General features: G+C 70.3%; 26 protein-coding genes. 14 read left to right on the forward strand and 12 right to left on the reverse strand.

What is annotated here, in order from left to right; translation table 11 throughout:
• From NJE57_RS05250 to NJE57_RS05260, 3 genes are read right to left on the reverse strand one after another with little or no spacing between them, the layout of a single operon-like run.
• Complete coding sequence (locus NJE57_RS05250) at positions 1-2,586, reverse strand: ABC transporter permease (protein ID WP_319027349.1); 2,586 nt, start codon at positions 2,584-2,586, stop codon at positions 1-3.
• Positions 2,586-3,353 carry an ABC transporter ATP-binding protein gene (locus NJE57_RS05255; RefSeq protein ID WP_319027350.1) on the reverse strand — a complete coding sequence of 256 codons (768 nt, stop codon included), beginning with the start codon at positions 3,351-3,353 and terminating at the stop codon, positions 2,586-2,588. Before NJE57_RS05255 ends, NJE57_RS05250 begins: the two co-directional genes overlap by 1 nt.
• 27 nt (positions 3,354-3,380) lie before the next feature.
• On the reverse strand, positions 3,381-4,397 hold the full coding sequence (locus tag NJE57_RS05260; protein WP_319027351.1) for a pseudouridine synthase: 1,017 nt from the start codon (positions 4,395-4,397) through the stop codon (positions 3,381-3,383).
• Positions 4,398-4,673: 276 nt separating this feature from the next.
• Here NJE57_RS05260 and NJE57_RS05265 point away from each other — a divergent pair, with 276 nt between their 5' ends.
• The 7 genes from NJE57_RS05265 (at position 4,674) to NJE57_RS05295 (ending at position 8,356) form a co-directional block, all read left to right on the forward strand.
• Positions 4,674-5,570 carry a universal stress protein gene (locus tag NJE57_RS05265; protein ID WP_319027352.1) on the forward strand — a complete coding sequence of 299 codons (897 nt, stop codon included), beginning with the start codon at positions 4,674-4,676 and terminating at the stop codon, positions 5,568-5,570.
• Complete coding sequence (locus NJE57_RS05270) at positions 5,567-5,854, forward strand: GNAT family N-acetyltransferase (RefSeq protein ID WP_319027353.1); 288 nt, start codon at positions 5,567-5,569, stop codon at positions 5,852-5,854. Before NJE57_RS05265 ends, NJE57_RS05270 begins: the two co-directional genes overlap by 4 nt.
• Before the next feature lie 172 nt (positions 5,855-6,026).
• On the forward strand, positions 6,027-6,314 hold the full coding sequence (locus tag NJE57_RS05275) for a GlsB/YeaQ/YmgE family stress response membrane protein (protein ID WP_319027354.1): 288 nt from the start codon (positions 6,027-6,029) through the stop codon (positions 6,312-6,314).
• Positions 6,315-6,426: 112 nt separating this feature from the next.
• Positions 6,427-6,672, forward strand: coding sequence for an antitoxin (locus NJE57_RS05280; RefSeq protein WP_319027355.1), 246 nt, complete (start codon positions 6,427-6,429; stop codon positions 6,670-6,672).
• Positions 6,673-6,753: 81 nt separating this feature from the next.
• Positions 6,754-7,356 carry a TetR/AcrR family transcriptional regulator gene (locus NJE57_RS05285; RefSeq protein WP_319027356.1) on the forward strand — a complete coding sequence of 201 codons (603 nt, stop codon included), beginning with the start codon at positions 6,754-6,756 and terminating at the stop codon, positions 7,354-7,356.
• The gene (locus NJE57_RS05290; protein WP_319027357.1) at positions 7,353-8,177 is read left to right on the forward strand and encodes a class E sortase; all 825 of its coding nucleotides are present in this window, start codon (positions 7,353-7,355) and stop codon (positions 8,175-8,177) included. Before NJE57_RS05285 ends, NJE57_RS05290 begins: the two co-directional genes overlap by 4 nt.
• Positions 8,177-8,356, forward strand: coding sequence for a hypothetical protein (locus NJE57_RS05295; protein ID WP_319027527.1), 180 nt, complete (start codon positions 8,177-8,179; stop codon positions 8,354-8,356). The genes NJE57_RS05290 and NJE57_RS05295 overlap by 1 nt, the downstream gene beginning before the upstream one ends.
• A 19-nt stretch (positions 8,357-8,375) precedes the next feature.
• Here the strand turns inward: NJE57_RS05295 and NJE57_RS05300 are convergent, their stop codons facing one another.
• Entirely contained in the window at positions 8,376-8,927 is a 552-nt protein-coding gene (locus NJE57_RS05300) for a DUF2020 domain-containing protein (protein WP_319027358.1), read from the reverse strand.
• 97 nt (positions 8,928-9,024) lie between these two features.
• Between NJE57_RS05300 and NJE57_RS05305 the strand changes: the two genes are divergently transcribed.
• The 4 genes from NJE57_RS05305 (at position 9,025) to NJE57_RS05320 (ending at position 13,120) form a co-directional block, all read left to right on the forward strand.
• Positions 9,025-9,642, forward strand: coding sequence for a TetR family transcriptional regulator (locus tag NJE57_RS05305; protein ID WP_319027359.1), 618 nt, complete (start codon positions 9,025-9,027; stop codon positions 9,640-9,642).
• Between the two features lie 82 nt (positions 9,643-9,724).
• A complete protein-coding gene (locus tag NJE57_RS05310; protein WP_319027360.1) occupies positions 9,725-10,657 on the forward strand; it encodes a hypothetical protein in 933 nt (310 codons plus the stop codon).
• 527 nt (positions 10,658-11,184) lie between these two features.
• Positions 11,185-12,081: a L,D-transpeptidase gene (locus NJE57_RS05315; protein ID WP_319027361.1), complete on the forward strand. Its 897-nt coding sequence runs from the start codon at positions 11,185-11,187 to the stop codon at positions 12,079-12,081.
• A gap of 115 nt (positions 12,082-12,196) precedes the next feature.
• On the forward strand, positions 12,197-13,120 hold the full coding sequence (locus NJE57_RS05320) for a L,D-transpeptidase (RefSeq protein ID WP_319027362.1): 924 nt from the start codon (positions 12,197-12,199) through the stop codon (positions 13,118-13,120).
• Between the two features lie 27 nt (positions 13,121-13,147).
• Here the strand turns inward: NJE57_RS05320 and NJE57_RS05325 are convergent, their stop codons facing one another.
• The 7 genes from NJE57_RS05325 to NJE57_RS05355 form a co-directional block, all read right to left on the reverse strand.
• Positions 13,148-14,158 (reverse strand): esterase/lipase family protein, encoded by a 1,011-nt coding sequence (locus NJE57_RS05325; protein WP_319027363.1) that lies wholly within the window; start codon positions 14,156-14,158, stop codon positions 13,148-13,150.
• Positions 14,155-15,126 (reverse strand): esterase/lipase family protein, encoded by a 972-nt coding sequence (locus NJE57_RS05330; protein ID WP_319027364.1) that lies wholly within the window; start codon positions 15,124-15,126, stop codon positions 14,155-14,157. The genes NJE57_RS05325 and NJE57_RS05330 overlap by 4 nt, the downstream gene beginning before the upstream one ends.
• Positions 15,123-16,199: a diacylglycerol kinase gene (locus NJE57_RS05335; RefSeq protein ID WP_319027365.1), complete on the reverse strand. Its 1,077-nt coding sequence runs from the start codon at positions 16,197-16,199 to the stop codon at positions 15,123-15,125. The genes NJE57_RS05330 and NJE57_RS05335 overlap by 4 nt, the downstream gene beginning before the upstream one ends.
• Before the next feature lie 46 nt (positions 16,200-16,245).
• Entirely contained in the window at positions 16,246-17,928 is a 1,683-nt protein-coding gene (gene ctaD, locus NJE57_RS05340; protein WP_319027528.1) for a cytochrome c oxidase subunit I, read from the reverse strand.
• A 188-nt stretch (positions 17,929-18,116) separates the two neighbouring features.
• Positions 18,117-20,138 carry a M13 family metallopeptidase gene (locus NJE57_RS05345; RefSeq protein WP_319027366.1) on the reverse strand — a complete coding sequence of 674 codons (2,022 nt, stop codon included), beginning with the start codon at positions 20,136-20,138 and terminating at the stop codon, positions 18,117-18,119.
• A gap of 48 nt (positions 20,139-20,186) precedes the next feature.
• Positions 20,187-20,753 carry a hypothetical protein gene (locus NJE57_RS05350; RefSeq protein ID WP_319027367.1) on the reverse strand — a complete coding sequence of 189 codons (567 nt, stop codon included), beginning with the start codon at positions 20,751-20,753 and terminating at the stop codon, positions 20,187-20,189.
• Between the two features lie 48 nt (positions 20,754-20,801).
• On the reverse strand, positions 20,802-21,314 hold the full coding sequence (locus tag NJE57_RS05355; RefSeq protein WP_319027368.1) for a DUF4395 domain-containing protein: 513 nt from the start codon (positions 21,312-21,314) through the stop codon (positions 20,802-20,804).
• A gap of 108 nt (positions 21,315-21,422) precedes the next feature.
• Here NJE57_RS05355 and NJE57_RS05360 point away from each other — a divergent pair, with 108 nt between their 5' ends.
• A complete protein-coding gene (locus tag NJE57_RS05360; RefSeq protein WP_319027369.1) occupies positions 21,423-21,890 on the forward strand; it encodes a hypothetical protein in 468 nt (155 codons plus the stop codon).
• A 26-nt stretch (positions 21,891-21,916) separates the two neighbouring features.
• On the forward strand, positions 21,917-22,606 hold the full coding sequence (locus NJE57_RS05365) for a pentapeptide repeat-containing protein (RefSeq protein WP_319027370.1): 690 nt from the start codon (positions 21,917-21,919) through the stop codon (positions 22,604-22,606).
• A 41-nt stretch (positions 22,607-22,647) separates the two neighbouring features.
• Here the strand turns inward: NJE57_RS05365 and NJE57_RS05370 are convergent, their stop codons facing one another.
• Positions 22,648-22,920 (reverse strand): hypothetical protein, encoded by a 273-nt coding sequence (locus NJE57_RS05370; protein WP_319027371.1) that lies wholly within the window; start codon positions 22,918-22,920, stop codon positions 22,648-22,650.
• Positions 22,921-23,142: 222 nt separating this feature from the next.
• Here NJE57_RS05370 and NJE57_RS05375 point away from each other — a divergent pair, with 222 nt between their 5' ends.
• Complete coding sequence (locus tag NJE57_RS05375) at positions 23,143-24,195, forward strand: glycoside hydrolase family 25 protein (protein WP_319027372.1); 1,053 nt, start codon at positions 23,143-23,145, stop codon at positions 24,193-24,195.
• The last annotated feature ends 15 nt before the right edge of the window (positions 24,196-24,210 follow it).

A 24,210-nucleotide genomic window follows, 5' to 3' on the forward strand; every position in this document is an offset into this window, starting at 1 on the left:
CTAGTCCGCGATCGCCTCCAACGGCTCGGTCTTGGCGGCCCGGTGCGCCGGCCACAGCGAGGCCAGCACACCCACGAACGCCGAGGCCACCAGCACGATCCCGATGGTCCCCCACGGGATGGTGGTCTCGCTCAGCCCGCTGTCGGCGAGCACGGAGACAAAGGCCCAGCCCAGGTAGACGCCCACGGCCGCGCCGACCAGCGCCCCGAACACCGCGATCTGAGTGGATTCGAGGTTGATCACCCGTCGGACCTGGGACCGCTGCATCCCCACGGCCCGGAGCATGCCGATCTCCGTGCGCCGCTCGATCACCGACAGCGCCAGGGTGTTGACAATGCCCAGCACCGCGATCACCAGGGCCAGACCGAGCAGGGCGTAGATGATCGTGAGCAGCTGGTCGATCCCGCCCGACTGGACGTCGATATACTGCTGCTTGCTCTGCACGGTCGCGATGGGGATGTCGGTGAGTTCCTCGGTGACCGCCCCCAACACCTCATCCGACGACGTGCCCTCGCCGGCCTTGGCCAGCACGATCGCGGTGGAGCGCAGGTTCTCCGGCACCAGCCGGTCGTAGACGTCCATACCGGTGTAGAAGGGGCCGAGGATCTGGGCGTCGGAGTACACGCCGGTCACCCGGAGCGTGGACTCGGAGCCGTCGGGGCCGACGAGCGGCACGCGGGCGCCCATGGACCACCCCTCGTCCCTGGCGACCTCGCGGGAGACCACGAGGGAGTCCTCCTGCGGCTCGAGTGAACCGTCGACCACAGTCACGTCGAGCAGTTCCCCCACAGGCCCGCCGGCGGCGGCGATCGCCTGGGGTTCGCCGCCGAGCTGGCCGAAGCCGAACGCCAGCCAGGCCACGTCGCCCACCCCGTCGACGTCCGCGATCCGGTCCTCGATCCCGCCGGCCAGCGGGGTGGGCGGGCCCTGGGAGGCCACGCCTTGGACTATGACGTCGGCGGTGATCCCCTGGTCGATCAGCCCGCTCACGCTCTCCTTGGTGGTGGCGCCGAGGGTGCCGAACGCCGCGACCAGGGTCAGCCCCAGGGTGAGGGCGAACGCCGTGGCGGCGGTTCTACGGGTGTTGCGACCGGCGTTGGTGGCGGCGAGCTTGCCGACGGCACCGAAGGGCGCTCCGATGAGTCGTCCGATGCCGCCGGCGATGGGCCTGGCCAGCGCGGGCATCACCAGGAAGCTGCCCACGATCAGCGCGGCGGCGCCGACGCCCACCGTGATCGCGCCGCTCCTGGTGGTGTCCTGCCAGGTGCCGATCAGGGCCAGCATGATGCCGCTGACCACGGCGAGGACCCCGACGGAGGTGCGCCAGGCACCGCCGGCCTCCGCGGAGGCGGCGCCAACCCGCATGCCCTGGACGGGGGCGACGCGACCGGCACGTCGGGCGGGGGCCCACGCGGAGAACACGGTCACGACGAACCCCAGCACGAGCGGGGTGATCACGGACATCGGGGTGAGCGCCAGCGCCCCGGACGGGATGCCCAGGTCGAAGGCGTCGAGGACCGTGAAGATCACCTTGGCGAGCCCGAACCCGGCCAGGACGCCGAGCGCGGAGCCGACCAGTCCGGTCAGCGCGGCCTCGGCCAGCACGGATCGGGTGAGCTGGCCGCGCGTCGCACCGATCGCCCGCAGCAGGGCGAGCTCACGCAACCGCTGCGCGACCAGCATGGAGAAGGTGTTGTAGATGATGAACGTGCCCACCAGCAGGGCGATCAGGCCGAAGGCCACGAAGAAGTAGTTGACGAAGTCCAGGATGGTCGACAGCTGCTCGGAGAGCCTCTCCTTGACCTCGGCCCCGGTACTCACCTCGTACTCGGGGAACTCGGCGGCGAGGGTGTCGCGCACCTCCTCCTGACTCACGCCGGGAGCCGCCTTGACCGAGATGTCGCTGGCGTTCTCGCCGTCGGTGAACAGCGCGCGAGCCCGTTCCGAGCTGAATCCGACGCCGACGTATCCGCCCACGTCGGTCTCGGAGGAGTAGGACCCGACGACGACGACGTCGAGCATCCCCTGCGAGGTGGTGTACACCTGCGCGGAGTCGCCGATGGACAGCCCCGCGCCCTCCAGCACCGACGCGGGCAGGACGACCTCGTCGTCGCCGGCGGGGGCCCTGCCCTCGGTCAGCCAGCTGCTGCTGCCCACGGCCTCCTCGGGCTCGACCCATTCCAGGCCCTCCGACGGGGCGCCGCCGGACTGGTAGGGCGTGCCGTCGGCGTTGAACAGCACCACGGTGCCGCTCACGCCGGGGGTGACCGCCTCGACGCCCGGCAGTTCGAGCGCGCGGTCGGCCACTTCGAACGGCACGCCGGCGCCCCGCGGGTCCTCGGGTTCGATCATGGCGGACAGGTCCTGCGTGCCCTGGTCGAGCAACCCGTCGAAGGTGCTCTTGAGTGTCGAGGTGAACACCAGCGAGCCGGTGACGAACGCGGTGCCGAGCACCACGGCCAGCACCGACAGGACCAGGCGGAGCTTGTGCGCTGCGATGTTGCGCAGCGAGACCCGGAGCATCGGGCGGGTATGGCTGGGGGCGTGACCTGCGGAGTGACGTCCGGAGTGACGATCGCGGGCCATCACCGCTCCTCGAGCGCGCCCATGGCCGCCAGGATCTCATCGGCGGTGGGATTGGCCAGTTCACGCACGACCCGGCCGTCGGCGAGCAGCAGGACGCGGTCGGCGTAGGTGGCGGCCCGCGGGTCGTGGGTGACTATCACGACGGTCTGCTGGAAGTCGTCGGCGGCGCTGCGCAGGATCGACAGCACCTCCGCCGACGAGGTGGAGTCGAGGTTGCCGGTGGGCTCGTCGCCGAACAGGATGTCCGGGCGGCCGACCAGCGCACGCGCGCAGGCGACGCGCTGCTGCTGGCCCCCGGACAGCTCCGCCGGCCGGTGCGAGAGACGGTCCTTGATCCCCAGCCGCCCGATCACCTCGTCGAACCACGCGCGGTCGATCGCGTGGCCCGCGATGTCCTGCGGGAGGGTGATGTTCTCCTCGGCGGTCAGGGTGGGGACGAGGTTGAAGGACTGGAAGACGAAGCCGATGCGGTCGCGTCGCAGCGCGGTGAGCTCCTTGTCCGCCAGCCCGACGATCTCGGTCTCCCCGATCCGCACCGAGCCGGACGTGGGGCGGTCCAGTCCCGCCATGCAGTGCATGAGGGTGGACTTGCCGGAGCCGGAGGGCCCCATGATCGCGGTGAACCGTCCGCGTTCGAACGAGGCGCTCACGTGGTCCAGCGCGCGGACCTCGGTCTCGCCCTCGCCGTAGGTCATGACGAGGTCTGTGGCGACGGCCGCGAGTGCCGCGCCCTCCGCCCGGTGCTGGGTCTCGGCCTGCGTGGTCATCTGCTCCCCTGGATCATGGTGGTCGACCTAAAGCATGCAGGACTTCGTAGCCGGTGCCGATGGGGGATTGCCCGGGTTCTCACCCTGAGCCCGCCCCCACGGCCACGACTCCAACGTCCTGCGGGTGGTGAACTCGCGTGCGTCCCCGGAGATCGGGTCGGTGAACCCGATGGATTCCGCGAGCAGCTGCAGCGGTCCGGAGAAGTCCCCGGGTTCGATCGTCCGCACGCGCGGGTACAGGTCGTCTCCGAGGATCGGGCTGCCGAGCGCGTTCATGTGCACGCGCAGCTGGTGGGTGCGCCCGGTCGTGGGCTCGAGGCGGTACAGGCCGAGCGGCGTGCCCGACTCCCCTCGCCCCGGCTCCGGGTCGTGCGTCGCGACCAACGTGATCCGCGTGTGCGCGTCCGGCTGTCCGTCCACCTCCGCGGCCTGCAACACCCCGCGCGTCTTGACGATCCGGCTGGACCGCTCGCGCACCCGCGGCGTCCCGTCCGGGGCGGGAGCCACGGCGAGGTAGGTCTTGTCGACCCGCCGGGCGGCGAAGAGGTCCTGGTAGGCGGCGCGGTGGGCGGGGTCGACGGTGAACACCAGGACGCCGGCGGTGAGACGGTCGAGTCGGTGCACGGGCGCCAGGTCCTCCAGTCCGAGATCGCGGCGTAGGCGCACCAGTGCGGTCTGGGTGATGTGACCGGCACGGGGGGTGGTGGCCAGGAAATGGGGCTTGTCGACGACGACGAGGCGGTCGTCCCGGTGAAGGATCTCGATCTCGAAGGGCACCTCGATCTCCGGCTCGGGGGTCCGGTACGTCCACACGTCCATCCCCCGGTGCCGCCGCGTGGCGTCGGTGACGGCCTCGCCGTCGGCGGTCACCACCTGCCCGGACGCGAGGGCGGCCTCGAGCTCGGCGAGCCGGTCGGGAAAACGGCGGCGGAGCTCCTCGGGGATGCTGCGTGGCCCCTGACCGGGGTCGGCGAGCCGGATCCGGACCGGGTCCACGCCGTCACGCAGCGGCAGGGGCCGGCGGGGCCGTCCGGGCTTCGGCATAGGCAGAGTCTAGTCGCTGGGATACACTCACCATTCGCACCACCCACCTCATGCATCACTTCTATGCCAGCTGACCCACCACACCCAGGAGCACCCATGATCGACGCTGTGGTCGACTTCTTCCTCTTCGGCCCCGGCCGCGCCCTCCTCCCGGCGTTCCAGGGCAGCTTCAACATGGCGTACCCGTCCAACGCCCCCTTCCCCGACGAGTTCTGAGACACACGGCCGAGTTCTGAGAACACGTCCCCGAATCGGGGACGGCGGTATCCTCGGGGCATGGCTTCACTCGAGAATTCCGTGGTCGTCGGAGTCGACGGCTCAGCAGCCTCGACCGGCGCCGTCGCGTACGCCGCCCACACCGCCGCAACCCGGCGGATCCCGCTCGTGCTGGTGACCAGTTACACCATGCCCGCGGCGATGTTCGCCGAGGGCATGGTCCCGCCCCAACCCGTCTACGACGAGTTGGAGAAGGAGTGTCTGCCGATCATCGAGCAGTCCCGCGCGACCGCGCTCAAGATCGCGCCGGAGATCGAGGTCTCGCACGCGGTCGTCGAGGGCAACCCCGCGCAGGTCCTGATCGACTACTCCCGCAAGTCCAAGATGATCGTCCTGGGCTCGCGCGGCCTGGGCGGGATCAAGGGCATGGTCCTGGGTTCGGTCTCCGCCTCGGTGGCCAGTCACGCGTTCTGCCCGGTGGTGGTGACCCGTGAGGACACCGACGATCTCGAACGCTCGGGCCCGGTAGTGGTGGGCGTCGACGGTTCCGAGACGAGCGCCAAGGCCACCGAGTGGGCCTTCGCCGAGGCCTCGGCCCGCGACACCACGCTCATCGCCGTCCACACCTGGATGGACCCGCAGGTCCAGGCCGCGGCCGCCGGGATCGCGCTGACGGAGGAGGACTGGAAGCAACTGGAGGAGCAGCAGTTCCAGACCCTGTCCGAGCGCCTCGCCGGCTTCTCCGACCGCTACCCCGAGGTCCGGGTCGAACGGTTCGTCACCCGCGACCGGGCGGTCCGTGCACTCGTGGAGCAGGCGGAGAACGCCCAGCTCGTCGTCGTCGGTTCCCACGGGCGCGGGGGGTTCACGGGCATGGTCCTGGGCTCGACCAGCCGGGCGCTCCTGCAGGCTGCGCCCTGCCCGGTGATGGTCGTCCGTCCGGAGTCACACTCATGAGCGCCGCAGGCAGCGTTCAGGTACGTCGGGACCTCGCGGCCGGCCGGTTCGAGATCCTGGTCGACGACGTGGTGGCGGGGTACGCCGACTTCGCGGACGCGGACGGCGTGCGGACGTTCCCCCACACGGTCGTCGCCTCCGAGTTCGGCGGCCGCGGTCTCGCGGGCCGGATGATCGAGGAGGCCCTGCGTGTCACCCACGAGGAGGGTCTGCGCGTGCGGCCCGCCTGCTCATTCGTCCAGCGCTACATCGAGAAGAACCCGGAGTCCGCCGAACTCGCCTGACACACCCCGTTTCACCAGCCTGTTCACATGACATCCGTGGCGCGGGCCGGTAACGAATAAGCGACGATTAACGCCACACACGCCCCGACCGGAGGCGGTTGTGGCTATCCCGTGTTCTGCTGTGAGGGCGGCTCGCACACGGGCCGAGTATCTCTCGGGAAAGGATTACACCATGTGGACCATCATCGCCTGGATCATCATCGGCGGACTCGCCGGCTGGATCGCCTCCAAGATCATGAAGCGTGACGCCCAGATGGGCATCCTCGCCAACATCGTCGCCGGCATCGTCGGTGCCTTCATCGTCGGCTGGATCGTCTCGTTCTTCACCAGCAGCGAGGGCGGCGCGATGCCGGAGGCGTTCTCCATTCCCGGCGTCATCGCCGCCATCGTCGGCGCCTGCCTCGTGATCTGGCTCGTCAGCCTCGTCACCGGCCGCAGCAAGCGTGGCACCCGGGTCTGATCAGTTCAGCACCGAGCGTGCCGACGGCCCGGCCCCGATCCATCGGGGCCGGGCCGTTCGTGTTCGGCCGGCCTGCATCGATGCAGGCCGGAATCGACAGAGAGGATCCGTCATGGGTTTCATGAACAAGATCAGAAGCGCCGCGCGCAAGAACCCGGACAAGGTCGACTCGGCCCTCGCCAAGGCCGGCGACCTCTTCGACAAGCGCACCGGCGGCAAGCACGCCAGTCACACGGACTCCGTCCAGGACAAGGCCGGCGAGTTCCTCACCGGCCGCAGGCCGGACGCCGCAGCCGATGACCCGACGAACCCCGGCAACGGCGAGGGTCGGACCGCCGGCGGGCAGCCCCCGGCCTGAGCCGGGCGATCGGGGCCGGTGTCGCATCACGCGGCACCGGCCCCGCCCGAGTCTGTTGTCACAGCCGATAGTCTGTTCCCTGTGACGAGCACACGGTCGACCAAGCCCGGACCGCGGGAGCGGCTCCTGGCGACGGCGACCCGTCTGTTCTCCACCGACGGGATCCGGGCAGTGGGCATCGACCGGATCCTCAAGGAGTCTCGGGTCGCCAAGGCCAGCCTCTACAACACCTACGGGTCCAAGGACGAACTGGTGGTGGCGTACCTGCGCGCGATGGCCGAACGGGACCGCGACCTGTGGCAGCGCCGCGCGGACGCCGCTGCGGACTCCCGCGGCCGGATCCTCGCGCTGTTCGACATCGTCCGCGAACGGGTGGAACCCGCGACCCCCGGTTCCTGCCACCTCGCCGCCGCCGTGGAGTTCCCCAGCCCCTGCTCGGACGGTGAACGCGCCATCCGGGCCGCCGTCACCGACCAGCGGGAATGGGTCGCCTCGACCCTGCGCTCGGAGCTGGCGGGGATGGGTCTACAGGACCCGGACAACATCGAGGACCTGGCCGACCGGCTGGCGATCCTCCACGACGGCTCCGTCACCGCCGCCATGCTCGGGGAGGTAGAGACCTCGGCGATGACGGCGCGCAGCATGGCCGAGCTCATCCTGGGGATGGTCACGGAACCCTCGTGAGACGCGCGGCAGGCGTACTGGGCGAGGCACTGGTGACGCTCGGCGTCGTCCTGGCGATGTTCGTGGCCTACCAGGTGTGGTGGACCGATCTGGACGCGGCGCGCGCCCAGTCCGCCGCCGACCTGGAACTGGACAGGCGCTGGGGCGCCTCGGACAATCCGCGCGAGAGCGGGCTGAACGCCGAGGACGCGGGACCCGACGCGCCGGGCTCCACCGCACGGGGGCCTGGGGGCCTGACCGAGGGCACCGCGTTCGCACGCCTGTACATTCCCGCTTTCGGCTCGGACTACCGGTTCGCGGTGGTCGCAGGGACCGGCGACGCCGCCCTGGAGATCGGGCCCGGGCACTACACCGGGACGCAGGCGCCCGGCGAGCCGGGGAACTTCGCCGTGGCGGGCCACCGGGTGGGCCGCGGTGCCCCGTTCAACGACCTGGACGCCCTGCGCACGTGCGACGCCCTGGTGTACGCGACGGCGGATCAGTGGCTGATCTACCGCGTCCTGCCCGTGGACGCCCCCGACCCGGTCTCGGCACGGGACCGGGCCGCCGGTTGTCTGCCCGCGGAGCTGGCCGCACGCGCGACCTCCGGAAGGTACGAGGGCCTGTCCGGCGTCTCGGTGGTCCGCCCGGAGGACGTGTGGGTGATCGACGCGGTGCCGGGGCGCGCCGGGCCCGCGTCGCCGGACCTGCTGCCCCTGACCACGCTCACCACGTGCCATCCGCAGTACTCGGCGGCGGAGCGACTCGTGGTCCACGCGGTGCTCGAACGGACCGAACCCCGGGTCGCCGGATCCGTCCCCGCCGAGCTCGGGGGTCGATGATGTACGCGTGGCTCTACCGGAGACTCCCCGGCCCCACCCCGGTCCGGGTCCTGCTGGTCCTGGTCCTCCTGGCGGCGGCGTTCCTTCTGCTCATGGAGGTCGTCTTCCCCGCGGTCGAGTCGCTGATGCCGTATTCGGAGGTCTCTGTCGACCCGGCCCCGGGTGCAGGATCACGGTAGGCCCGCCAGGACGGACGACCTAGTCCACGACCCGGGGCGCCACGAGTTCGGCCACCCGCTGCGCCTTGATCGACTGCTCCTGCGTCGACTGCACGGCGAGGACCTGCTCGCCCCGGGCCAGCACCACCAGGGCGCCACCCGGGCCACCGGTGCGACCGCCGGTCCACCCACCCTCGACATCGGAGCGCTCGGACTCGCCCACGGGTGCCGAGTCGTCCACCAGCTGGGTGGCCCGCTCCTCCGACGCGACCGAGTGGACGGTGGTCGTGAGCTGGACGGTTCCGTCCGCGCTGTAGAAGAAGCAGGCGGCGGGATCGACGCGGTCGTCGATCCGGACCTCGGTGGCCAGTTCACCGTTGAGGCGGGAGACCTCGTCGACCGACAGGTACGGACACTCGGCGACCGTCACCGGCTCGACCCCGGGGATCTCCGGCTCGCTCGTCTCCGGGGGCGCGGTCTGGATCGTCCCCATCTCCGGCGCGGAACCGGTGTCCCCGCCGCCACAGCCCGCCAGCACACCCAGCAGTACCACGGACACGGGCGCGATGAGGGTCGAGGCGGCGATACGCATGATGCCCAGGATAGGACCCGCGCCGCTGGGTAAGGTGATGCGCACCGGACGGGGGACCACCCACGCTCGACGACCACCTACAGGGAGGCTGGCCACCATGACCGGTTCACCCACCCAGGCCCCGGGCGTCGACCGCGCCGAGGACCGCCGCCGGGAGCTGCGCGAGACCATCTCGGCCATCACGTTGGACCTGGTCCTCGAGCGGGGGCTCGACGCCGTGACCGTGGACGAGATCGCCAGGGCCGCCAACGTGTCCCGCCGAACCTTCTTCAACTACTTCCCGTCCAAGGCGGCCGCGTGCATCCCGGACGCCTTCCCCCCGGACCGCGAGGCGGTGCGCCTGTTCCTCACCGACCGGTCCGTGCCCACACTGGCCGCGCTCGCCCGACTCCTGTGGCTGCAGGTCTCGAGGGCCCGGCAGGAGACCCCGCTGTTCAATCGGTTCCACGACATGTGGCGGCGGGAACCGGGGGTCCGGACCGAGGTGCACGCGATCCTGGCCCGCACCGAGGACGAGCTCGCCACCCTGGTGGCCCGCCGTGAGGGCCGGGAACCCGGATCCGTCGAGGCGGCGACGGTGGCGGCGGCCTCCATCGCGATCGTCCGGGTGGCGGTCGAGCAGTGGCGCACCGACGAGTCGCCGACGCTGCTCGAGGACCGGATCCGCGAATCGTTCGACGCCATCACCCGCGCCACCGAGGTGACGGGCCGGTAGCACGCCGTTCCCGGGCTGGTCGCAGGCCTGTCCCTGGCTGGTCGGGGGCGGGGACCCGCAGTCCACGCCGTAGGATCAGCCCATGCGACCGCAGCGACCCCGCCCCCGCGCCGGGGCACGTGTCGTCCTGGGGTCCGTCGCCCTGGCGACCGTCGTCGCCGCCTCAGGATGCTCGGCGCCCGGCTTCTCCGACTCGTCCGAGACCGGCCCCCCGAGGATCACGCCGAACCCGCAGCCCGAGGTCGCGGCGGCGATGGTGGAGGGGCGTCCGGACACCGACGTGCGGTTGAACGCGTGCGAGCTCCTCGACCTCTCGACCGAGCGGCTCATCGAGCTCACCGACGCAGACATGCCAGAGGTCGACCCCATCGGCTCCGGTGACCTGGGCCTGTTGTGCACCTACGGCGGTCCGGGGTCGCCGGCCCTGTACGAGATGCAGCAGTCCGAATCTCAGCAATCCGAATCGGAGCAGTCCGAATCTCAGCAGTCGGAATCTCAGCAGTCGGAATCTCAGCAGGCCGAGACGGAGCCACTGGAGGTACCCGACCCCGCCGAGACGACCACGGACGTCTCCCCCACTCCCACACCCACCCCGACGACCGCCACGACCACCGCCGCGACCGCCCAGGACGAGCGCGACTACGTACCCGACACCTTCGCGGCCGGTGCCGTCAAGCCCCCCGGAGGCCCGCAGGCCGCTCTCGGTGGCCAGGCAGCGCTGTTGGGCGCGCGGTACGCCTGTTCGGAGATACGGGGAACGCAGGCGTCGACCGTCGAGGCATCCGTCCCGGCCGCTCCGGAGGCGCCCGCGCCGGTGCAACCCCAGCTCGGCACGGCCTACATCGACTGCACCGCGGACCCGACCGGCGGAGGTGTCGAGGTCCACACGATCCTCGTCGCGGACAACGACCTGTGGCACGTCACGCTGATCAGTCCGGAGACTTCGCGCTCCCCCGAGACCGAGGCGCGGGCGCTCGCGGGCCTGCACAGGGTCGCCCAGACGATTCTCACCTGATCCCGGGACAACACGATCGGCACACGGGAAATGGAAAACGGCGCCGGAGCCCCTCAGCATCCGACGCCGTTCCCATCTCGCGGACTGCGCAGCGCGCGATCCGGCTTCCTCGCTCGCCTCGAAAGGCGGCGGGCCGGCACCCCCCCCAGGTGCCCCGGTACGAAGACCGGCCCCTACTTGTGAAGTAACAGCCCCTCGTCCGCACTTCACCTCGCCACCGCAACCCCCCGCCGGTGACCATGGGAACTCTATGTTGCACCTGCCGCCCGGGCAACCCTATGAACAGCGGCTCTTGTGTTGACTTTTGGTCAACAAGGGCACCCAGGGTATCTACCTGCGGTTCTGTCAGCGCCGTTACCAATGAACGTTGGAACCGTGCCCGGCCTGCCCCGGCGAGCCGACAGAGCCGTCGCCACGCGACGGGTACCCACCGGGTCCGATATCGAGGTACTGTTGCTGATGTTTCCTGTGTGACGCATGAGGTTTCGCACAACCGCCGCCCGCCGACCCGCGGCCGAAGGAGAACGATGTCCCGCCGATCCCGCTTGTTCGCGACGCTCCTGGTCACCACCGGCCTCGTCGTGGGCCTCGCCCCCGCCGCATCGGCGCAGTCCGTCGCCGTGCCCGGCCTGGAGTCGGCGCCTGTCTGGGCCCCGCCGCTCCCGGGGCTGGCCTCGCAGCCGATACTCACGATCCCCGTCCCGGCTCCGTCGCGGCCCGCCATCGACGCCGTGGTGACCTCCGTCTACCCCACCCGCGACGAGACCGTGGGCGTGGCGCAGCCCGTCATGATCCGGTTCGACCGCCCCGTCGCCGACCGCGCCCGGGCGGAGGCCGCCGTGGGCATCCGTACCGCACCGGCCGTCGAGGGCAGGTTCTACTGGGTCGGCGACGCGGAACTTCGCTGGCGGCCACACGAGTTCTGGCCCGCGAACACCTCGGTCACGGTGTGGGCCGGCGGTCGGGAGAACGTGTTCCGCACCGGTGACGCCATCGTCTCCACGTACGACGACGCCACCCATCTGGTCACCGTGACGCGCAACGGCCAGGTCGTCCGGACGATGAGGGCCTCCGCGGGACGGGATGCCTACCCCACCCACAACGGCGTCTACTACAACGGCTGGCGCGCCCGTGAGGTCCGGATGGACTCCTCCACGTGGGGCCTGTCCAGGACCGCCGGCGGTTACGACACGACCGTCCGCGACGGTGTGCGGCTGAGCTATGACGGCATCTTCATCCACTCCGCGCCGTGGTCGGTGGCCGACCAGGGTGTGCGAAATGTCTCGCACGGGTGCATCAACCTCAGCCCCGAGGATGCGGCCTGGTACTACGACAACACGCGCAACGGAGACCCGTTCATCGTGGTGGGCGGCCCGGGACGGCAGTTCGGTGCCTTCGACGGTCAGGGCGACTGGAACTACTGACGAGCTCACCCGCGGGTCGGGGTGAAACACAATCGGTATGGCGCGCGACACTCTAAGAGAGTCCTCCGCCTAGGCTGAGAGGAACCCCTCGTCTCCGTCCCTCCCAGGAGTAGCAATGACCCGTTCGTCCCGGATCCCGGTCCTCGCCTCGATCCTCGCTGCGGTCGCACTCGTCCTGGGGCTTGCCCCGGCGGCGAACGCGCAGTCCGTGATGCCGCTGAGCCCTCCCGGAGTCCCGCAGCTGGAGAACGCGCCGTTGCCCACCCCGCTCATTCCGGGTGTCGGGGCGATGCCGGTGCTCACCTACCCGGTGATCGGTCCCGACCGTCCCGCGCCCGAATACGGCAACGTCAACATCTTCCCCACGCAGAACGAGGTGGTCGGTGTGGCACAGCCGGTCATGTTCTACTTCGACCGGCCCATCGCGGACCGGGCCCGCGCGGAGGCCACGCTCGGCATCCGCACCGAACCCCCGGTGGCCGGGAAGTTCTACTGGGTCAACAACTCCGAGGTGCGGTGGCGTCCGCACAACTTCTGGCCGGTCAACACCTCGGTCACCATCTGGGCCGGCGGCAAGCGGCAGCAGGCCTTCCGCACCGGCGACGCGCTGATCGCGGAGTACGACGACCGCACCAAGCACATCACCGTGACGCGCAACGGTCAGCACGTGCGCACCATGCGCGCATCTGCCGGCATGCCCGGTTGGGAGACCTACAACGGCGTCTACTACACGGGCCAGCGCGGCCGTGAGGTGCGGATGAACTCGGAGGCCTTCGGTCTGCGCATCGAGGACGGCGGGTACAACTCGATCGTCAACGACGCGGTCCGGATGAGCTACGACGGCATCTACATCCACTCCGCGCCGTGGTCGATCGCCGACCAGGGCGTCCGCAACGTCTCGCACGGCTGCATCAACATCAGCCCCGAGGACGCACGCTGGTACTACGAGAACTCGCGCAACGGGGACCCGATCATCGTCAAGAACGGTCCCGGTCGGCAGTTCGGAGCCTTCGACGGCCAGGGTGACTGGAACTACTGACCTAGGCCGACGGCCCGGGCGTCCTCGCTACCGCGGCGGCACGGGAGCGAGGACGCCCACGATCCCGTCGGCGGGCACACACCTCGGTGGACTGTCCGTGGTGCCCGTGCCGGCGCCGCCGTCACCGCCCAACGCATCGACCACCAGGTCCACCGCCCGCGGCGAGGCGAGCACGGTCAGGTGTCCGGAGCGGTCGACCTCGCAGCCGTCCTGCAGCCGGATCACTCGCAGGTCCACGAAGTCGGGTACCACGGGCGCGGTGACGGGGCCGGTGAGCTCGTCGTAGTCCGAGACCACGGCCACGTACCGGACCCCGCGCGCGAACGGCACGCCCTCGTCGCCGAGCCACGCGAGGGTGGCCTCGGCGTCACGCCGCGCGGTTCCTGGTGAGAGCACCTCGAGTGCGTCGGTGACGAACTGCGGCGGCCCCTCCCCCGACCGCGCCGGGTCCGCGCCCAGTGTGACGACGGTGCGCACCGCGTCGGACCGGCTCGTGGCCGCGACGTAGGAGGCGATGATCGCGCCCTGCGAGTGTCCCACCAGGTCGACCTCCTCCGCCCCGGTCAGTGAGCGGATGCGGTCGATCTCGGCGACGAGCTGCGGTGCGGAGGCCCCGGTGAGCGAGTCGAGGCCGCCGAGGGATCCCGGACCACCGCCCGGCCCGGGCGGGGCCCCAACGGTCGGCGCCCACACGCAGTAGCCCTCGGCGGCCAGGGCGGCCCCGAAGGTGGCCCACGAGTTGCCGCCGTTGAGCCCGGTGCCGTGGACGAGTATCACCGGCACGGGATGGCGGGCACTCGGACGGCAGTCGTCACGGTTGATCCCGGGCGGGTCAGCGAATCCGTTGGTGAGCTGGTGGGCACCTCCGTCCCACCACCGCCAGGGGACCTGCACTGTGGTGGGAGTCGCTGTGGTGGGAGAAGCCGTGGTCGGAGTCGCTGTGGTGGGAGCCGCCGTGACCGATCCGGGGGCGACGACGACGAGGAGCGCGGCCGCCGCCAGTCCCGCGATCCCCGGGACCGCCCGGCGTGCGGTCACGAGCCCGGCAGGGCCGGGATCGGCCCCAGGTACGGGGCGATCGCCTCGCACCGCGGCTCACGCGGGTTGGCGGAATCGAGCGCGTTCAGTACGAAGTCAGCGGTCCTCGGGTCGGAGGCGATTGCCAGGTGCTCGGCGCGATTCTGCTCGCAGCCGTCCTGGATCACCACGTTGGTCGTCATCGGCCCGGGCACCAGGCCCGAGGTATAGGGCGTGACCAGCTGGTCGTAGCGGGTCACCGCGTTCAGGTAGCGAACCCCGGGAGCGTAGGGCGTTCCTCCGGCCCACAACGTCTGTAGCACCTCGGAACCCGGTGACATCTGGGCCAGGGCGGGGATCTGACCGAGCTGGTCCGAGAGGCCCGGTACGCCGTCCAGCGACCTGCGCATACCACCGCCGGAGCCCTCCCACAGCGGGGCGATCGCGGCGACGGTGTTCACCTTGCCCGGGCGCCCGACCTTCGCCACCAGGCCCGAGACGATCGTCCCCTGCGAGTGACCCACCAGGTCGACCTGCTGAGCCCCGGTGGCCGCCAACACCCGGTCGACGAACTCCCCGACCTGTGGAACCGAGACCCCGGCGATGTCGGACAACCCACCCAGCTCGCTGACCGGCCACGGCGTGCCCGGCAGCGCGCCGTAGGTCAGCACGAAGACGCAGTAGCCCTCGTTGTGCAGCAGCGGACCGTAGGTGGCCCAGTTGGTCACCGCGCCTCCGGAGGTGCCGTGCACCAGGACGACCGGGCGGGGCTTGGCGGGGGAGGGCCGGCAGTTCCAGTCATTGGCACCCGGCAACGTGGCCCCGGGTTGGGTGGCCGCCATGGCAGCTCCGGTCAGGAAGCTGTAGGGCACGGGGATCGGCGCCCGGGCCGTCGGGTCCGTGGCGTGGGCGGCACCCGCGCCCGTCAGTACGAGGGCTGTAGCGGCCACCGAGGCCGCCGCGGCGCGGGCGGCGCGCTTTATGTTCATCTTTTCATTAAGCCACGACCGGTGATCATCGGCAGGTCCTTCGCGTATACCAGCCCGGGGTCCGCTGCGACCACGGCCTCGACCGCGTTGACCAGCCTCATCGCGGTGACGAGCATGCCGGATTGGTTGTGGTCGCCGTGCTCGGCGTGGTGGGTGAACTCCACCCGCATCTCCGGCTCTCCGGAGATCTCGATGCGGTAGCAGCCGTCGCCGTGATCAGGCCTGGGCCAGTCCGGGGCCTGATCGTCGGCGGTGCGGGTGACGTGTTCCAGCACGATGCGGTCCTCGCCGGCGACCTGTCCCACCACCTCGAACCGCAGTGCCGCCTGCGTCCCGGCGGGGACCTCACACGCCAACAGTGACAGGTCGCGGTGAGCGGGCAGGCGTTCGTGCCGTTCGACCAGGGGCTCGTCGAGGGTGACGTCCAGCGCTGCGGCGAGCTGCCGGACCACCGATCCCCACCCCGCGGCGAGCATCCCCGGTCGCAGCAACGGCGGGAGGGTGTCCATGGACCGGCCGAACCCGAACAACCGCCGCATGGTCTCGCCCTGGTGGTACACCGAGTAGTCGGCGATCTCCCCCACCCTGATCAGGTCGATGCGCCGGGACAGGCTGGTCATCGCCAGGGGCAGGACGTCGTTGGCGAAACCGGGGTCGATGCCGTTGACGTGCAACGTAGCCCCACCCTCGCGGCCGGCTGCGGCGAGCGCCTCGATCATCTCCTCGGGCAACGTGCCGTGCGGGTACTGCAACAGCACCGGACCGGAGGCCACCACGTCGACACCCGCCCGCAGGAACTCGGTGAAGTCCTCGATCGCACCCATGAAGCGGGTCTCGGTCTCGGCGGTGTAGACCACCACGTCCGGTTCCAGGGCGAGCAGCGCCGCGCGGTCGCCTGTGGCGACCACACCCAGGTCGCGATCCATACCGGCGAGCCGTCCGGCGTCGACGCCCACCTTGGCCGGATCCGAGACGTACACACCCACCAGGTCCAGCTCCGGTCGGGCGTCGATCGCCCCGACCGCCATCCGCCCGAGGTATCCCGTCGACCACTCCACGACTGTCAGCGTCATGATCGGGACCTTAGCGGCCGCACCGCCGACGGGGCCGTGCTTCGACTCACCGCGTGTTGGGCGACGTCCCGCGTTGCGCCACGTCCTTGGAGGAATCCGGGTCACGCGCATCGGCCCGGCCGCCGACGTGGGCCTCGGCCCGCATCCGCTCGCTCATGTGCGGGTAGTGCAGCTCGAACGCGGGCCGCTCGGAGCGGATCCGCGGCAGCACCGCGAAGTTGTGGCGCGGCGGCGGACAGGAGGTCGCCCACTCCAGCGAGTTACCCGCACCCCACGGGTCGTCGACCGTGACTATCTCGCCGTAGCGCCAGCTCTTGATGACGTTCCAGATGAACGGCAGCATCGCGATGCCGAGGATGAACGAGCCGACGGTGGAGATCTGGTTGAGGACCGTGAAGTTGTCCGTGGCCAGGTAGTCGGCGTAGCGGCGGGGCATGCCCTGGTTGCCCAGCCAGTGCTGCACCAGGAACGTGGTGTGGAAGCCGATGAAGGTCAGCCAGAAGTGCCATTTGCCCAGCTTCTCGTCGAGCATCCGGCCCGTCATCTTGGGGAACCAGAAGTACACACCGGCGAAGGTGGCAAAGACGATCGTGCCGAAGAGCACGTAGTGGAAGTGCGCCACGACGAAGTACGAATCGTGCACGTGGAAGTCGATCGGGGGAGACGCGAGCATGATGCCCGTCAGGCCGCCGAACAGGAAGGAGATCAGGAATCCCAGGGCGAAGAGCATCGGCGTCTCGAAGGTCATCTTGCCGCGCCACATGGTGCCGATCCAGTTGAAGAACTTGACACCCGTCGGCACCGCGATCAGGTAGGTCATGAAGGAGAAGAACGGCAGCAGCACGGCGCCGGTGACGAACATGTGGTGGGCCCATACCGCCATGGACAGCGCCGCGATTGCCAGGGTGGCGAAGACCAGCCCGGCGTAACCGAAGAGCGGTTTGCGGGAGAAGACCGGCAGGATCTCGGTGATGATCCCGAAGAACGGAAGGGCCAGGACGTACACCTCGGGGTGGCCGAAGAACCAGAACAGGTGCTGCCACAGGATGGCTCCGCCGTTGCCGGCGGAGAAGATGCGGCCGCCGAACTGGCGGTCGTAGAAGACGCCGAGGGCGGCGGCGGTGAGCAGCGGGAAGATCAGCAGGATCAGGACCGAGGTGACGAGGACGTTCCACGTGAAGATCGGCATCCGGAACATGGTCATGCCCGGTGCGCGCAGGCAGATGATGGTGGTGACGAAGTTGACCGCACCGAGGATGGTGCCGATCCCGCCGATGCCCACGCCGAGGATCCACAGGTCCGCCCCGACCTGCGGCGAGTACTCCTGGCTCGACAGCGGTGAGTACATGGTCCAGCCGAAGGCGGCGGCACCGCCGGGTGTCAGGAAGCCCGAGAGCATGACCGTGCCACCCGCCGCGAACAGCCAGTAGCCGAAGGCGTTCAGGCGCGGGAACGCCACATCGGGCGAACCGATCTGCAGCGGCATGATGTAGTTCGCGAACCCGACAACGATCGGGGTGCCGTACAGCAGCAGCATCACCGTGCCGTGCATGGTGAACAGCTGATTGTACTGCTCGTTGGACAGGAACTGCATCCCGGGGACGAACAGCTCCGCGCGCATGAGCAGGGCCATGAGCCCGCCGATGAAGAAGAAGACGAAGCACGTGACGATGTACATCACGCCGATCTTCTTGTGGTCGGTCGTGGTGAACAGTTCCCACCAAGACATTCTGAGCGGCCGCGTCACCGCAGGGGTCTCGGCGGCGGCGAGTTGCTGCCTGGCCGGCGGTTCGAGAGTCTGAGACATGGATCCTCCCTGCCACGGCGTCTGCGGGCGGACAGCAGACGCCGTGCAGCGCACGCTGACCCGCGCCCACATACTATGACGCGTGCCACACCGGCACTAGCCCAATCGGCTCACCAGATGCTGACGCGCTCCTCGGGAGCCAGCCACAGTCCGTCGTCCTCGGTGACCCCGAAGGCGGCGTGGAAGTCGTCGAGGTTGCGCACCACCTGGTTGCAGCGGAACTCCGGCGGGGAGTGCGGGTCCACGGCCAGTCGGCGTGCGGCCTCCTCGGCGCGGGTCTTGGTGCGCCACACGATCGCCCACGAGGTGATGAGCCGCTGGATGCCGGTCATGCCGTCGATCTCCGGCCCCACGTCAGTACCCTGGGCCGGCTGCCCGTCGGAGCCCTGCCCATTCGAACCTTGTGCCAGTCGGTATGCCAGCAGCGCGATGGTCAGCCCGCCGAGGTCGCCGATGTTCTCGCCCACTGTGAACGCCCCGTTGACGTGGTCCTTCTCGGGGTCCAGGCCGTCCGGGGTCAGGCCCTGGTACTGCGCGATCAGTGCGTCCACCCGGGTGCCGAAGGAATCGCGGTCCTCGTCGGTCCACCAGTCGACGAGGTTGCCCTCGCCGTCGTACTTCGACCCCTGGTCGTCGAACCCGTGGCCGATCTCGTGGCCGATCACCGCACCGATCGCGCCGTAGTTGGCGGCGTCGTCCGCGTCGGCGTCGAAGAACGGGGGCTGCAGGATGGCCGCCGGGAACACGATCTCGTTCATCACCGGGTTGTAGTAGGCGTTGACCGTCTGCGGCGTCATGTGCCACTCGTCGCGGTCGACCGGGCCGCCGAGCTTGCCCAGCTCGAACCCGTGCTCGAACTCCGCTGACCGTCGCACGTTGCCGAGCAGATCGTCCGGCCGGACCTCCAGGGCCGAGTAGTCGCGCCACTTGTCGGGGTAGCCGATCTTGGGCACGAACGCCTCGAGCTTGGCCTGCGCCCGCTCGCGGGTCGCCGGTGTCATCCACGGCAGCCGCTCGATCGAGTACCGGTAGGCGGCGGTGAGGTTCTCGACCAGTTCCACCATCCGCGCCTTGTGCCCGGGCGGGAAGTGGCGGGCCACGTACTCCTTGCCCACCTCCTCGCCGAGCGCCCCCTCCACCGCGCCGACCCCGCGCTTCCAGCGGGCCTTGATCTCCTCGGTGCCGGACATCGCCGTGCCGTAGAACCGGAAGTCCTCCTCCACCAGGTCGGTGGTCAGGTAGGGCGCGCGCGAGTCGAGAACCCGCCAACGCAGCCACTCCTTCCACGTCTCGAGCGGCTCGGTCGCCCACAGCTCGGCGACAGCGGTGAGGAAGTCCGGCTGCATCGCCACGATCCGGCCGAAGGTCTCCTCGGTGCCGCCCACCTCACGGGCCCAGTCGTGCCACGGGAAGCCCGGCGCCAGACCGGGGAGCTCGTCCCAGGTGACGGGGTTGTAGGTCTTGTCGGCGTCGCGCCTGGCGACCACGTCCCAGTGGGCGGCGGCGATGCGGGTCTCCAGCGCCACGATCCGATCGGCGCGGGCCCGCGCCTCGTCCTCGGAGGACAGGTCCGCGAGCACGAACATGCGCGCGATGTGGTCGGTGTACTGCTCGCGCAGTTCCGCGTACTGGTCCTCACGGTAGAACGACTCGTCCGGCAGGCCGATGCCGTACTGCACCAGGTAGAGGATGTACTCAGTGGAGTTCTTGGCGTCGTTGTTCACGTAGGCGCCGACCAGACCGGCCACGCCCACCTTCTCCAGTCGCGCCATCGCCAGCGCGAGCGCATCGGCGTCGGTCGCGCCGTCGATCTCCTCGAGGTCCGGCGCGATCGCGGCCACACCTGCCGCCTCGACCGCATCGGTGTCCATGAAGGACGCGTAGAACGACCCGATCCGGGACTCCACCGGGGCGTCGGTGATGATGTCGCGCACCCGCTCCTCCGACAGGTCGCGCAGCGCGAGGAAGGCACCGTCGATCGGGCGGTCCGCGGGGATCCGGTGGTCACGGATCCAGGTGCCGTTGACGTGCTGGTAGAGGTCGTCCTGGGGCCGGACGTCCCGGTCGACGTACTGCAGGTCGAGGCCCGAGGGGCGGGGAGCGTCGGCGGTGGGGATCTCGGTCGCTGTCATGCGACCAGGTTACGGAAGGTCCGGCCCGGGGACAGCGCCCCGCGCCAGTCAGCCGAGACCGTTCCTGGCGTTGTACTCCTTGGCGCCCGAGTACCCGTCGATCATTCCCCAGACCCAGAAGCCGAGCATGATCGGGATTCCGATCAGCACCACCGATAGCAGCATGCCGAGGAAGTACCCGGCCATGATGCCGATTCCCTTGCCCGTCTGGCCGTTGATCACGGTGCCGAGACCGGGGAGGAAGAAGGACAGCACAAGCGACAGTGCCGGCTCCTTGCGCGAGGCGCCGGGATGTGGGCCGTACGAGTTCGGCCCGTACGGCTGCATCGCAGCGTGACCCGGGCCACCGTAGGGGTGAACGCCGTACGGCTGGGCCCCGTAGGACTGGGGCCCGAAAGGCTGGCCCGCGTAGGGCTGGTTTCCGTACGGCCGGTTCTCATACGGCTGGGCGCCGTAGGGAGGGTCTCCGTACGGAGACCGGACCCCATACGGCTGCGCGTCCGGGGAGAACGGCCCTCCCGAATAGGGCTGCTGGCCGTAAGCCGATCCGTAGGCCGAGCCGTAGCCGTCGGGGTCGCCGCCGTAGGGGTCGGGGTTCTCGGACGGAGTGGTCATGAGTACGACCCTAACGCGGTGCAGCGACAACACGGTCGCGAGCCGGTCTCAGTTGCGCGCGGCCATCCCGGGCCGGGCCCAGATGTCAGCGCAGTCCACGCAGGCGTCCTCCGAGACGAGCCCGACCCGCTGCAGCTGCCCGTACATCCAGCAACCGAGGCAGAAGCCCAGGACCGCCTCGGCGAGGGCGGCGGCAACCAGCACACCCAGGACCGTGATCCCGGCCGCGGTCAACCCGCCCAGGAACAGCCCGAGAGCGACCGAGGACATCACCAGACCGATCGTCTGGGCGAACCGCTTGGGCGCACCGGCGACCATCCTGGGCTCGGCGCTGACCCGCGGGGCCAGCACGTGAACCGAGAGCCGGCCGAACGGCGAGTACCGCGGCCCGCCGGCCACCCGGAGCGCGAAGCCGACGACGAGCGCCGCCGCCAGCCAGTTCTGCGCCGGCTGCGGCGCGAGAATCGTCACCAGCGCGAGCGCCACCACGAGCCCGGCGGTGCACCGGGCGGCGTAGTCGTTGACGACCTCCGGGAAAGCGAACACCTCTCGCAGGCTCATGCCCGACCTCCTTATTACTCCACCTCAAGAATAGACAGACCTGTCTAGTTATGCCGACCAGAGTACGCCTTCACCCGGATCCGGCCCAGCCCGGTTATCGTGCAGGACATGCCACCCCGGAGACCAGGAGTCCGCCGGACCCACGCCGTGTTCGTCACCGCTGCCGGTCTCGCCCTGGCCGTGATCGGGTGCGGGCAGGTCACACCGGGTGAGCAGTCGACGACCGGCGCGGAATCCGGCACTCCCGGAACCACGATCGAGGGCGAACCCCCCGGCACCCCCGAACCCCCGATTTCCGAGACCTCCGGGACCGCCGGGGCCCCGGCCCCCTCCCCCGGCCCGGACGCGACGCCCGGATGCGAGCTCCTCGTCGAGCCGGTCCACCGCCTGGTCACCGGGCAGGGCGACTCCGAGGCGGGTTCCGCGGAGGTGCGGCGCCTGGCCGACGGCGTCGGGGACAACGCCCTGTCGGCGGTGGCGAGCCGGATCTCCGGACTGGTCGCCCAACCCTCCGTGGCCTCCTCGGCCGTCGACGAGCAGTGGGCACAGTTCAGCCGACTCTGCGATCTGGACTGACGTACCCCCCACCTAGGCTTGCGCCCGTGCCCCCACCCCTGCGCCGCCGATCCGGCTCGCCCCGACCGCCCACGCCCCCGTCCGTGCCGCGGCGCGAGCAGCTCCAGCCACCGCACCGCGACCTCGAACCCGACGGGTTGTGGGACGGGGTGTGGGCCACCGCCGACCACGCCCCCTCCCCGGACGAGGGCGTGGCCCACCTCGGCGGCGCGGAGGTCCGCGAGTCGATACTGGAGGGCATCCGCCTGAGCAGCGCCCGGGCCGACTCCCTGCGGCTGACCGACGTGGTGGTCAGCGGTTGCGACCTCTCCGGGATGGTCGCCGACGGCGCCTCGCTGACGCGGGTCAGGTTCGTCGGATGCCGGCTCACCGGCATCGTCCTGTCCGACGCCAGGCTGACCGACGTCTCCTTCGAGGACTGTCATGCGGACATGATCAACCTGCGGATGGCCCGGCTCCAGAGGGTGCGCCTGTCCGCGACCCGCTGCAGGCAGGCCGACCTGCTGGAGGCACAGGTCGCGGACCTGTCGACCGACGGCGCCGACCTGAGGGGAGCGACCGTCGAGCGCGCCACCTTCGCGGCCGCGGACCTGCGTGGGGCCGACCTCGAGGACGTGCGCGGGGCGTCCGCCCTCCGCGGGGCGATCATCTCGCCGGAGCAGGTCCTGGGAGTGGGACTGGCGCTGATCGGCGAGGCGGGGATCCGGGTGGAGTGACCGCGCCCGGGCGACCGGGCAGGGAGGCCGGGTCGGGCGGCTCAGGCCAGGTGGGAGGCAGCCTCGCGCCACTGGTTGACGGCCCGGTTGATCATGGCCTGGAGCTGCAGGACCTGGTCGCGATCGGTGAGGGTGATGCCGTCGACGCCGGTCCGCAGGACGAGCTCCGGCACGCCGGGCCCGGCGCCGTTCTCGTCGAGGACCACGGTCTCGGCGACCGTCACCTCGAGGACGGCATCGTCATCCGGCCCGTCGACCTCGGCGACGAGGTCGTGGCGGTAGCGAGGGGTCGACAGATCGATTGCATCGGACATGAGGGGTACTCCCGACGGGGTCGGTGGGACAACCCCAGGATAGGGCCGACACGCCGCGGATCGCACTGGTGGGACAGCGTGTTACGGGTTGTGACAGATCCGTGACCTACACCACCCTCTCGGGCCCTCGGCGCCACCCCCTCTACCGAGCCCCGGCGGCAAATATGAGAAAAGTTGCGCAAGTTGCTTGTGTGACTGGTGTTACTAATTGATACTCCCCTCATGACACCTGTCGGCCCGCCAGCCCGTCGTGCCCTCCTGCCCCGCCTCCTCGTGGCCCTCGCCTCCGCCGCCGCCCTGGCGCTCGGCCTCCTCGTCGTCGTCATGTCCCCCCGCGCCGACGCGGTCGTCCCCCTCTCCCCCGCGTTCGACGGCCTGGCCCACGGCGTGGACTCCGCCAGCTGGCAGCACCCGCACGGTGCCGCAGTCGACTGGCACGCCGCCGCCACGTCCGGTCAGTCCTTCGCCTTTGTCAAGGCCACCGAGGGCACCGGCCCCGCGAACCGCTACTACGAGGCGGACGTCGACCAGGCCCGCGCGTCCGGGATGTCCGTGGGCAGCTACCACAAGGCCCGACCCGCGATGGACCCCCTCGTGCAGGCGCGCGCTTTCGCCACGCGTCTGCAGTCGGTGGGCGGCCAGCAGCTGCCGCCGGTGCTGGACATCGAGACCGACGAGGGCAAGAACCCGGGCGAGCTCATCGAGTGGACACGCGTCTTCCTCACCGAGCTCCAGCACCTCACCGGGCGGACCCCGATCATCTACACGTACCGCTTCTTCTGGATCGAACGGATGGACAACACCACGCAGTTCTCCGAGTATCCGCTGTGGTTGGCCGAGTACGGGGTGTCGGAACCGACGCTGCCCGTGATCGGCGGCTGGAGCGAGTGGTTGTTCTGGCAGCGCGCCGAGACCGGCGAGGTGCCGGGCTTCACCGGTCCCGTCGACCTCAACGTCTTCGCCGGCACGCGCGAGGACCTCGCGCCCTGGGTCGGCCCCGTCACCCCGGGCGAGGCGCCAACGATCGAACCGGCCCCTGAACCCGCACCGGCGCCCGAACCCGAGCCCGCGCCCGAGATGGCCCCCGCACCCGCACCCGCGCCTGCGCCCGCACCGGTCCTCGACCCCGCGCCCGCACCCATCGCCGGAGGTCACGCGGAGCCGGTCACCATCACGATCCCGGAGGGCCTGCCCGCCCCCGACGGTGTCCGACTGCCCGAGACCGTCACCGTCCCGCCCGAGCTGCTCGACCAGATCCCGCCCGAGTTCCGCTAGTCGGGGCGCCCGGCA

It is taken from the genome of Dietzia sp. PP-33 (genome assembly GCF_033790845.1).
Classification (GTDB): Bacteria; Actinomycetota; Actinomycetes; order Mycobacteriales; family Mycobacteriaceae; genus Dietzia.